This is a genomic window from uncultured Nostoc sp., from assembly GCF_964245575.1.
In the GTDB taxonomy this organism is placed as follows: Bacteria; Cyanobacteriota; Cyanobacteriia; order Cyanobacteriales; family Nostocaceae; genus Nostoc.
Genome location: NZ_CAXTNP010000268.1, coordinates 1 through 10,624 on the forward strand (window position 1 = coordinate 1; position 10,624 = coordinate 10,624).

The 10,624-nt window shown below is 43.3% G+C and carries 10 protein-coding genes; 7 read left to right on the top strand and 3 right to left on the bottom strand.

Annotated features, from left to right (window positions below; translation table 11 throughout):
• Positions 1 to 112: 112 nt before the first annotated feature.
• A complete protein-coding gene (locus ACFFAP_RS30565; protein ID WP_375514734.1) occupies positions 113 to 568 on the bottom strand; it encodes a peroxiredoxin in 456 nt (151 codons plus the stop codon).
• Positions 569 to 690: 122 nt separating this feature from the next.
• Between ACFFAP_RS30565 and ACFFAP_RS30570 the strand changes: the two genes are divergently transcribed.
• The 4 genes from ACFFAP_RS30570 (at position 691) to ACFFAP_RS30585 (ending at position 3,968) form a co-directional block, all read left to right on the top strand.
• Entirely contained in the window at positions 691 to 903 is a 213-nt protein-coding gene (locus ACFFAP_RS30570; RefSeq protein WP_375514735.1) for a hypothetical protein, read from the top strand.
• Positions 904 to 930: 27 nt separating this feature from the next.
• Positions 931 to 2,058: an acyltransferase family protein gene (locus tag ACFFAP_RS30575; RefSeq protein ID WP_375514736.1), complete on the top strand. Its 1,128-nt coding sequence runs from the start codon at positions 931 to 933 to the stop codon at positions 2,056 to 2,058.
• A 150-nt stretch (positions 2,059 to 2,208) separates the two neighbouring features.
• Positions 2,209 to 2,907, top strand: coding sequence for a CAP domain-containing protein (locus ACFFAP_RS30580; protein WP_375514743.1), 699 nt, complete (start codon positions 2,209 to 2,211; stop codon positions 2,905 to 2,907).
• 356 nt (positions 2,908 to 3,263) lie between these two features.
• Positions 3,264 to 3,968, top strand: coding sequence for a CAP domain-containing protein (locus ACFFAP_RS30585; RefSeq protein WP_375514737.1), 705 nt, complete (start codon positions 3,264 to 3,266; stop codon positions 3,966 to 3,968).
• Positions 3,969 to 4,084: 116 nt separating this feature from the next.
• Here ACFFAP_RS30585 and ACFFAP_RS30590 read toward each other — a convergent pair whose 3' ends face one another.
• Positions 4,085 to 5,467 carry a carotenoid oxygenase family protein gene (locus tag ACFFAP_RS30590; protein ID WP_375514738.1) on the bottom strand — a complete coding sequence of 461 codons (1,383 nt, stop codon included), beginning with the start codon at positions 5,465 to 5,467 and terminating at the stop codon, positions 4,085 to 4,087.
• A 64-nt stretch (positions 5,468 to 5,531) separates the two neighbouring features.
• Positions 5,532 to 6,104, bottom strand: a complete 573-nt coding sequence (locus tag ACFFAP_RS30595) for a PadR family transcriptional regulator (protein WP_375514739.1) — start codon at positions 6,102 to 6,104, stop codon at positions 5,532 to 5,534.
• A gap of 400 nt (positions 6,105 to 6,504) precedes the next feature.
• Here ACFFAP_RS30595 and ACFFAP_RS30600 point away from each other — a divergent pair, with 400 nt between their 5' ends.
• From ACFFAP_RS30600 to ACFFAP_RS30610, 3 genes are all read left to right on the top strand, one after another.
• Positions 6,505 to 6,918 carry a hypothetical protein gene (locus tag ACFFAP_RS30600; RefSeq protein WP_375514740.1) on the top strand — a complete coding sequence of 138 codons (414 nt, stop codon included), beginning with the start codon at positions 6,505 to 6,507 and terminating at the stop codon, positions 6,916 to 6,918.
• Between the two features lie 295 nt (positions 6,919 to 7,213).
• Positions 7,214 to 8,389 (top strand): hypothetical protein, encoded by a 1,176-nt coding sequence (locus tag ACFFAP_RS30605; protein ID WP_375514741.1) that lies wholly within the window; start codon positions 7,214 to 7,216, stop codon positions 8,387 to 8,389.
• 167 nt (positions 8,390 to 8,556) lie between these two features.
• On the top strand, positions 8,557 to 10,624 hold a 2,068-nt coding region (locus ACFFAP_RS30610; protein ID WP_375514742.1), incomplete at its 3' end, for an NB-ARC domain-containing protein.

A 10,624-nucleotide genomic window follows, 5' to 3' on the forward strand; every position in this document is an offset into this window, starting at 1 on the left:
GGGGACTGGGGACTGGGGACTGGGAAAGAGTTTCTCAATACCCAATACCCAATGCCTAATTTCCAATCCCCAATCCCCAGTACCTAATCCCCAGTCCCCAGCACCCATTCCCTCATTTCGCAATCTGTTGCAAAGTTTTCAGCGCTTCCTCAACGTGACCTTTGAAGTTAAACATTGAATCAAAGACGTATTGCACAACTCCTTGTTGGTCAATAACGTAAGTAACACGACCAGGAAATAAGCCAAAAGCTGCTGTTGCGCCATATAGCTTCCGCACTTGGTCGCCTTTGTCAGTTAACAGCGTAAAAGGTAGATTGTATTTCGCAGCAAATCGTTGGTGAGATTCGATAGAGTCAGAACTCACGCCGACAACTTCAGCGCCAGCACTTTTAAACACTTCATACTGATCGCGAAAGGCGCAGGATTCAGCCGTACACCCTGGTGTGTCGTCCTTGGGGTAAAAATATAGGACAACATTTTTGCCGCGAAAATCTTGAAGGCTAATTGTTGAGCCGTTTTGAGCGGGTAGAGTGAAATTAAGAGCGGTATCTCCAACTTTGATTGGCATAGCGAGTTGTGGTAATTATTTAACAAAATTTTACCTTGTATCTAAGTTTATACATTTTGCTTGATTACCTGCATCAAGCGAAGTAGCTTAGTACAGCTTTGCGTAAAATCGTAGCGTTTTTAATGCAAGGGGACGCATTGGCATTGTTAGCCGATGCATTAGCATTGTTAGCCGATGCATTAGTATTGTCAGGCGATGCGTTGGCATTGTCAGGCGATGCATTGGTATTGTCAGCCGATGCATTAGTATTGTCAGGCGATGCGTTGGCATTGTCAGCCGATACATTGGTATTGCCAAATTTAATTCGCTACGAATTAATGAAATGCTGTATTTAGATACTCATCTAACATAAAATTCCGCTTATGCGCCTGACTTCACTGGATGTTTTTCGCGGTATTACCATCGCTGGGATGATTCTCGTTAATATGGCGGGAGTCGCAGATGATGTATATCCTCCCTTAGCCCACGCCGATTGGCACGGTTGTACACCAACTGACTTGGTATTCCCCTTTTTTCTGTTCATTATCGGTGTAGCGATGACTTTCTCGCTGTCAAAGTATACTGAAGGTAATAAACCAACCTCAACTATTTACAGGCGCATCTTACGCCGCGCCGCCATTCTCTTTGCCTTGGGATTGCTACTAAATGGCTTTTGGAATCAAGGTGTTTGGACTTTTGACTTGAGTAGTATCCGCATTATGGGAGTGTTGCAGCGCATCAGCATTACCTATTTTCTGGCTTCCTTGATAGTTCTCAACCTTCCGCGCAAAGGTCAATGGATACTAGCAGCAGTGCTAATCATCGGCTACTGGCTAACAATGATGTATGTAGCAGTACCCGATTATGGCGTAGGAGTTTTGACGCGGGAAGGTAATTTCGGCGCTTATGTTGATCGTTTGATTATTCCCAAAGCACATTTATATAAAGGTGATGGTTTCAACTTTATGGGAGATCCAGAGGGGTTGTTCGGTACTATTCCCGCAGTAGTAAGCGTCCTCGCTGGCTACTTCACTGGTCAATGGATACGCAGTCAACCTGTACAGTCACGCACAAGTATAGGTTTAGCATTATTTGGAGTTGGTTGTTTAATTATCGGTTGGGCGTGGGGGTGGACATTCCCCATCAATAAAAAGCTGTGGACAAGTTCTTATGTAATCTTTACTAGCGGTTGGGCGTTACTATTGCTAGCAACTTGTTATGAACTCATCGAAGTCCGGCTGATACGTCGCTGGAGTAAACCTTTTGAAATTATGGGCTTAAATGCGATCGCTCTTTTCGTTCCATCCGTTTTATTGATTAAAATCTTAGTGAAAACCACTATCGGCACAGGCAAAGACGCTCCCAGTACCTACAATTGGATATACCATAATTTTTTTGCATCTTGGGCAGGGGCGCTGAATGGTTCCCTATTGTTTGCCCTAGTCACTGTATTGTTATGGTGGGCTGTTGGTGTTCTGATGTATCGCCAACACTGGTTTCTCAAAGTGTAAATTTGCAAGCAGACATCAGAAAATGAAAAATTTTTGTTGTTATTTACATTTTAGTGTTATCGAGGTTACAAGATGCCACAGAAGCGTTTGCAGATTTATTTTATCTAATTCACTCAAACTATTAATCCATATAAAAATTGTCAGGTAATGATGCGTCGCCTTAAATTTTGGGTGTTTTTGCCAATTGCGTTGATATTTGGCTGCTCAGACCAACTGTTTCAATCTAACCCATCTGTAGCCTACTCTAACCCAGCAGTAGTTCCACAAACTAGTCCGATATCAAAAGTGAGTTACCTTTCATCGTTGGAACAAGAGGTAATCATTGAAACAAATAAAGTACGAACAAACCCCCAGTCATATCTCCCGATTCTAGAAAATTATAGAAAGCGCTTTGAGGGAAACCTAGTCAACATTTCTAATAATACCTATTGGCAAACTCAAGAAGGAGTCAAAGCAGTTGATGAGGCGATCGCATTTTTGAAATCAGCACCTCCTGTGGGAGCATTGAGTGTATCTAAGGGTATGTCTTTAGCAGCAAAAGACCACGTTAAAGACCAAGGCCCAAAAGGTGCCACAGGTCATGATGGTAGCGATGGTAGCACCCCTTATATTCGCATTAACCGCTATGGTAGATGGCAAACAACCGCAGGCGAAAATATCATTTATGGCTATAACACTGCTCAAGATATCGTCATGCAATTAATTATTGATGATAGTGTACCCGATCGCAGTCATAGAAAAAATATTTTTAATGGTGCTTTTAAAGTGTCTGGTGTTGCTTATGGAACTCACAAAGTATATAGAACAATTTGTGTAATTGATTACGCTGATGGGTATAGGGAGAAATAATTGGAGTTGGGGAGTGGCGACAAATACCGAAGGTTCTGAATTATCCTACTTAAAAGCAGGCGTAATTAAGTAAAAAAAATTTTTGTGCTTTCCGTTTTAGTGTTAGCTAGGTTACAACAGGTATTAAGTAATCCTTTTTTAACACTTAAGGAACAAAGACGATTGCAGCATTATCTATATTCTTAATCAACTCATTTCCGTTCTTCTTAAGAAACTGATCGGAGTTCTGATGTCTTACAACAAGCCGCTTCTAAAATTCTTAATAAAGAAGCGTCTACAAAGTTATGTGTGTGTTAAAAATTATTATTTCTTCTAATTCACTAAATTAATCCATAGAAAAAATTGTGAGGTAATAAATGCATCGCATTAAATTTTGCGTACTTTTGCCAGTTACCCTGATATTCGGTTGCTCAAATCAACTGTTGCAATCTAACCCAAATGTGGCAAACTCTAACCCAGCAGTAGTTCAACCTAGCAGTCCAACTTTATTAGCAAAGGCGAGTTATCTTTCACCGCTAGAACAACAAGTAATTGTTGAAACAAATAAGGTACGAACAAATCCCAAGTCATATCTCCCGATTTTGGAAAACTATAGAAAGCGCTTTGAGGGTAACAAAGTCAAAATATCTAAGAATTCCTATTTGCGAACTCAAGAAGGAGTCAAAGCAGTAGATGAGGCGATCGCATTTTTGAAATCAGCACGTCCTGTGGGGGCCTTGAGTGCATCTAAAGGTATGTCTTTAGGAGCAAAAGACCATGTGAAAGACCAAGGACCAAAAGGTGCTACAGGTCATGATGGTAGCGATGGTAGCAACCCCTTTAATCGCATCAACCGCTATGGTAGATGGCAAACAACCGCAGGTGAAAATATCAGTTATGGCCCAAACACCGCTCAAGATATTGTCATGCAGTTAATTATTGATGATGGTGTGCGCGATCGCGGTCATAGAACAAACATTTTTAACGGCGCTTTTAAAGTGTCTGGTGTTGCTTATGGAACTCACAAATCATATAGAACAATTTGTGTAATTGATTACGCTGGGGGGTATAAGGAAAAATAATTTGAGTTGGGAGTGGGGAGAAATACTGTTCGGTTAAAATCCCCCCGTCTGCGGCGATCCCCTTTTTAAGGGGGTAAAAGAAGGTTATGAGCAAGCCTTTTTACCCGCTTATTTAGCTATTCCTGTGCAACCCAAGTACCATGAAATCCATAAGGCACTCGTTGAGGAATTATCACTCGCGCTACAGGTTCAGCAGTCACATCTTGGGCATTCAGCACTACTAATTCTGAAGTGTTTGAATTCTCATCGTGGACGAAAGTCATCAGCCAACCATCATCCTCAGCCGTTGCACTAGGACGCGGTGCAAACACCGCTTCACCGCCATAGCGCCCCTGTCCAAATTTATGTGTTTGGGACTGTCCACTGCTGAAGTCGTACTTAATTATACCTTCAAATAGAGGTAGGGGACTATTCGCCATTTTGTTAGTGTAGCCATATCGGGTTTGTCGCCCCAATAGATTTTCGTTGACGCGGGGAAATTCTGAGGCTACATCATCCAATATCTCTTCACGTACTGTCCCCGTGTTGAGATTAAACCGCCAGCGATGCAAGCGCGGGATATTTCCTTCTGAGTCGGGTTGCGAATCATCAGAACTCAAAACAGTAGTAGAATTCATGCGACAGGCAATAAGCACCACTTCATCTCCGTCTTCATAAGCGTTGAGGGTATGGAAGACGTAGCAAGAGGGACTCTCAAACCAGCGGATATTACTGTTGTCACCGTGACGTGGTAGAATGCCGAAGCGACTAGAGCGATCGCGCTCAAACATCATTACAGGTTCTCCCCGTTGCGCTCTTTGAGGGCTAAAAGTCAGTGGCAAATCCATAAATATCGTATAGTTTTCAGTGATGGCGAAATCGTGCATCATCACCCCCATTGGCAGGTCAATTGGCACTGTCCACAACAGTTCCCCTTGTGCTGAAACTACACTATATTGCAGGTAAGGTGGCACAAACACAGAGTAGCCAAAGAAGATCATTTCTCCTGTAACTGGGTCTACTTTGGGATGGGCTGTGAAGGCAGAAACCAGCTTGCCATTGTAGGTATACTCACCAATGGTTTCTAATTCAGGAAGTTTGATGGCGTGAGGTTTACCTCCCTCGTTCAGCGCCAACATCTGACCCGCGTGCCACACTAAAGCAGTATTGGCTGTATTTTTGTAGCCACCGTAGGGGTTATCCTTTTGTGGTGGTTCCAACAACCCACTCCAGAGAGCCTTACCCGCTTCTCGTTCTTTTTTCCATCCGGTTGTCTGCACGTAACGGTTACGATAAGTGGCTACACCGTTGCTAATTTGCACACCATGCAACATCCCATCCCCATCAAACCAGTGATATTCACCGATGGGTTTCCATTGAGGGTTAGGGCCATTTCGGACAAACATCCCCGATAAGTCAAGGGGTAATTCACCGATGACTGGCAATTTGTCTGTGGCGATTTCTTCACGGATTGGAGCAAAATTGCGATCGAGATACGGATTGACTGCTGTTGTTACCATTACCTTGATTTATGAGAGTTACAGAAAAACGAGCTAGAGCCAACGGCTTCCTTCCTTTGATATGCTAGCCGAACGGCGCGGAGGTTCTAGTAAAAACTGGCTTTTGGTGAGTGATAACATTGAGCGCTATCTTCAACCAATCAATATAAGTCTGTTCTCTTCGGATCACCAACTCTAGTACAAGCCTTTGCATTACTTGCTCACGGTTGGCAGACTCATCACCAAGTGATGGTAAATCGATGATTTCACATTCAGCAAGCTTTTTGCTTCGAGCCGCCAATTGTTGTTCCAGTAGGTAAATGATGGTTTCATTCGGCAACTGATCTGCAAAATGCAACTGGGCAAGCATTGGTTCTCGTATAGTCGGCAAAGGCTGATGAGTCCCAAGCCATCGGGCGAATTCGGCTTTCCCTGGCTCCGTTACGCTGTAGACTTTGCGGTTGGGGCGATCGCGCCCAATCTCAATTGTACAGGTAATCCAGCCTTGCTCAACTAGCTTATCGAGAGTTCTGTAAATTTGTGCCTGGTCTGCTGGCCACAAATGGGCAATACATTGATCAAAGCAGCTCGTTTTGAGGTCATAGCCCGTCATTTCCTGCTGCTGAAGAAGACCTAGAATTACGTATGCTAGGGACATTAAGACAGTTTTCCCATAATTGATATTTTCTCGATAGGTTCTAGACTATATACTTCTTATAAGTTTATGCTAATATATGAGTAATCAAATATAAGATACAACAGTTATAAAAAAGATATGTTGATTGTCATGCGTCTTAACAAGGAAACCGAATACATGAACTGAAGTTGGGCAGATGGCTAATCATGCTGTTTGCACAAGACAGTGAGGAAGTGGCGATGTATGTTGAGTGCCGCTCCCGTAAACCTGCGGGATCTTGCTACGCCATCATTGGATATGCTCCTCATCGCTAGCGTATCACTCAACCAACCAGTTGTTCGCTACAGTCTATTCGTGATGAATACTGACGCAGCAATTATTTAAGCTATTGAAGACTATCGTAACGAAAGGATGGGTAACATTGACTTCTAACACACTTTCACAAAGAATACGTCAACATCAATATCTGCGTGATTTACGAAATAAATTACTCCACCTTCATAAGATGTTGTTGGATACAGAACGCATTGCCTACGAACAGGTTAGTGGACGAGTATCAAGCGGAGAACTACTTCAGCTAGTTATCGCTCATGAACAATTTGCTTGGCTACATCGCATTTCTGAGATGGTTGTGCAAGTTGATGAAATGCTCGAAGCAGATGAACCGATAGCAATAGAGGATTTTGAAAACTTGATTGCTGATGTCCGCACGCTAATTATACCGTTAGAGACGGGCAATACCTTCGAGAGAAAGTATTATAACGCTCTCCAGCGCGAACCTGCTGCTGTGTTGGCACACGCGGAAATATCAAGATTTCTCACGTCTAAGGTTTAAGGTAGCCCTGTCAAAGTAACATGGCAAGACTTGGGGCTTAAGCCCCAAGTTCTGGAATAACCTCTCATATCAATCATGTCCGCTTGATTGCTTATTAAACCCGAATCACCCCAAAGAGCCGGGAGGGTTAGGGTGGGGTGTAATGACTGTGGTTAGCATAACTAATTATGCGGACATGATATCACAGGCGATCGCCATAAGTTTTCTTCTATCAGAGAACGTGGAATAATACAGGGGAGAAGCTTTCCGTAGGCGTAGCCCAACCCAGGCATCGCTAGCCACCCTGATATAAACAATGACCACTGTAATATTTGTACATGGCACGGGCATTAGAGAACGAGAATACAACGAAACCTTTGGGATAATTGAGCAAAAGATTCACGCTCAACGTCCTGATATCAAAGTTGCTCCTTGCCTTTGGGGTGCATTAGGTGCAAGGTTCAATGATAATCGGGTATCAGTACCGTTGGAAGATGCGACACTGGCTTTATCTCAACCAGAAGAAGACGCAGATATTGTATTGTGGGGGCAATTATACCGCGACCCTCTGTATGAATTGCGGCTGTTGTATTTGAAACCTATTGAGTCAGAAAATGCTTTTGGGGAAGATCCAGGGGATGTTTTACAATCTCGTGTAGCGAGTTTTACTCCGGCATTGGAACTGGAAGCTAAGTTGCAAGAGGCGGGAATTGCAGAGGTATTTGAGCCAGCACGAGAGGCTATTATCCGCAGTGAACCATATCAACGGGCATTGCTCACAGTTTCCGAATCTGATTTGAGTGAATATTATGCAGCAATAGCTAGAGCAGTTGTGGCTCAAGCAATGTTTATTAGCGAACAGCAAGAAAAATTTCCCCCCATACTCACCGATGCCCAATTGCGGGATAAAGTTGTGGAATTGCTGACTCTGGCTTTGACAGAGGCAGAGTTAGGATTGGGTGGCTGGTTATTAAAGCCATTTGTTGAACTAGCACAGCACGGCGGAACAAATTATGTCAGAGGAAACCGCTTTGAGTTAACTGATAAAATTTCGCCTATGCCTGGTGATATTTTGTTGTATCAGACGCGGGGTGAAAAAATCAGGGCGTTTATCCAAGAACAAATTGAAGAAGCAGAACCGCCAGTAGTTTTAATCGCCCATAGCTTGGGAGGTATCGCTTGTGTCGATTTGCTAGTGCAGCAGCAGTTGTCTCAGGTGGAATTATTGGTAACAGTTGGTTCCCAAGCACCATTTTTATATGAGATTAACGCCCTCTACAGCTTAGAATATGGGCAGTTATTGCCAGAGCATTTCCCTCAATGGTTGAATATCTACGATTTGCGGGATTTTCTCAGTTACGTGGGTAATAGAATTTTCCCTGATAGAGTGCAGGATGTGCCAGTGGATAGCAGACAACCATTTCCCCGTTCTCACGGTGCTTATTGGACAAATGCTAAAACCTGGGAGGCGATTATTTCGAGATTGCCATAATGGTTTACTTTTTACGGTATCTAGAAAACCAATTCAGTAATCGTAGAAGAACCTCTCCCCCAACCCCTCTCCGTTTCGGAGAGGGGAGTTTGACTCCCCCTTCCCTTGTAGGGAAGGGGGCTGGGGGGTTAGGTCATTTTCCACATAACGTGAGAGGCTAGGTCATCATGCAGTTGACGGCTAAACCTGAGCGGACATTTGGGTTAATTGTGGGTATTGAAAAGTACCACGAATCTGCTTGGAATGTAACGGGTGGAGGGCCAGCCGATGATGCGTTGAAATTTGCTGATTGGCTGCATCGGCGCGGTGTACCGAGGGAGAATATTCGGTTATGTTTATCAGCACTGGAAGAAAATCATCAGTTAATTGGGGAATGTGGCTTAACTGTAGAGTTAGCAACAGAGCAAAATATCTCCGACATTGTGACTAACTTTTTATCCCCAAAGTCGGGAGATTTACTCTACATTTTTTGGGCGGGACATGGTTTGATTACCTCAGAACGAAAGCGTCGGTTGCTTTGTGCTGATGCTAATAAACAGAATTGGCAGAATTTAGATTTGAATTCTTTATTAGTTTTGTTGAGTTCCGATAAATTTCAAATTCGCAATCATATTTGTATTATTGATGCTTGTGCCAATTATGTTTTAGAGTCGAAGGGAAGACCAACTAACTTAGGTGGCAAAGCTTTTTTGAGTGGTCAGCCAAAACAAGATAGTCAACAATTTGTGTTACTGGCTACGCGGGAAGGAGAGAAAGCTGAGGTAAATTCTGAAAATAAAACAGGATACTTTTCTCAAGCTGTGAGAGAGGCTTTAGAGCAAGCATCTACTGAGATTTTTCCGCCGAATATGAAAATAATTGCGGAACAAGTTAAACAGCGTTTGGAGCAATTAAACAAAAACCAAGCTCCCATCTATTTATATAAGCAAAATTGGGATGGAGATAGAGAAGAGTATCGTGTAGGAACGCTCACTTCACCACAAAATCTTCCCCGCAGTGGCGTTAAAAAGTTTGTCGGACGAGAACAAGCACTTGCAACGCTACACCAACAGTTGCAGCAAACGCAACGAGTCGCCATTACTACTGTTGCTGGCATGGGTGGTATCGGCAAAAGTGAACTAGCGCTGCAATATGCTCAACATCATTGGCAGGAAGGCACATACCCTGGCGGGGTTTGCTGGTTGCGGGTGAGGGATGAAGATTTGGGAATTCAGATTGTAGCGTTTGCTAGAGCAAAGTTAGGTTTGCAGCTACCAGAAGATGAGGATTTACCAACTCAGATTAATTACATCTGGCGGCAATGGCAAGCAGGCGATGTGCTGTTAGTATTCGATGATGTTAGTAAATATGAGCAGGTAAAACCCTACCTACCGCCAACTGAGCCAAGGTTTAAAATACTCATCACCACACGGCAACAGTGGTTGGGGCAGTCTTTTGAGCGGTTATCCTTAAAAGTGTTAGAGGAAGTAGCTGTTTTGGAATTGTTAGTTTCCTTTGTTGGGGATGAGCGGATACAAAGGGAACTAGACGAAGCAAAACAACTCTGTGCTGATTTAGGATTTTTGCCTTTAGGTTTAGAGTTAGTAGCGCGATATTTGCAACGGAAACCGGATGTATCTCTAGCTAAAATGCGGCAAAGATTAGCAGATAAGCTGCTAAGACATCGTTCAATGCAAGAGCCATCAGCAGAAATGACAGCACAACGAGGAGTTGTTGCTGCCTTTGAATTAAGTTGGCAGGAACTAGATAACCAAGCCCAAAATTTGGGGTGTTTGCTCAGTATTTTTGCTCTAGCTCCCATTCCTTGGTATTTAGTGGAAAGGTGTTTACCCAACCAAAACTCAGAAGATTTAGAAGATGTCAAAGATGATTACCTAGTGAATCTGAGTTTACTTCAGCGCACTGGAAAAGAAACTTACCAACTGCATCAGCTGATTCGACAATTCTTGAGTGACAAGTTAAAAGAGTTAGCGGAAGCTAATCAACTCAAGCGCGGCTTTTGTCAGGCGATGGTAGCCGTAGCGCGGAATATTCCTCAGACACCCACATTGATAGAAATTGCTCAAGCAACTCTTGCCATCCCTCACCTTAGGGAAGCTACCACAGTTTACCAAGCTTGTTTAAGCGATGATCATTTAATCTGGCCTTTTGTAGGCTTGGCTAGATTTCACCAAGGACAAGGAGCCTACGCCCAAGCCTTACCGTGGTGTGAAAAATGTTTATCCTCTACTAAAA

Excerpts from the sequence above, each read along its gene's own strand:
- ACFFAP_RS30590 (WP_375514738.1), bottom strand. The coding sequence starts at position 5,467 with ATGGTAACAACAGCAGTCAATCCGTATCTCGATCGCAATTTTGCTCCA.
- ACFFAP_RS30605 (WP_375514741.1), top strand. The coding sequence starts at position 7,214 with ATGACCACTGTAATATTTGTACATGGCACGGGCATTAGAGAACGAGAA.
- ACFFAP_RS30585 (WP_375514737.1), top strand. The coding sequence starts at position 3,264 with ATGCATCGCATTAAATTTTGCGTACTTTTGCCAGTTACCCTGATATTC.
- ACFFAP_RS30570 (WP_375514735.1), top strand. The coding sequence starts at position 691 with ATGCAAGGGGACGCATTGGCATTGTTAGCCGATGCATTAGCATTGTTA.
- ACFFAP_RS30575 (WP_375514736.1), top strand. The coding sequence starts at position 931 with ATGCGCCTGACTTCACTGGATGTTTTTCGCGGTATTACCATCGCTGGG.
- ACFFAP_RS30580 (WP_375514743.1), top strand. The coding sequence starts at position 2,209 with ATGCGTCGCCTTAAATTTTGGGTGTTTTTGCCAATTGCGTTGATATTT.
- ACFFAP_RS30565 (WP_375514734.1), bottom strand. The coding sequence starts at position 568 with ATGCCAATCAAAGTTGGAGATACCGCTCTTAATTTCACTCTACCCGCT.
- ACFFAP_RS30595 (WP_375514739.1), bottom strand. The coding sequence starts at position 6,104 with ATGTCCCTAGCATACGTAATTCTAGGTCTTCTTCAGCAGCAGGAAATG.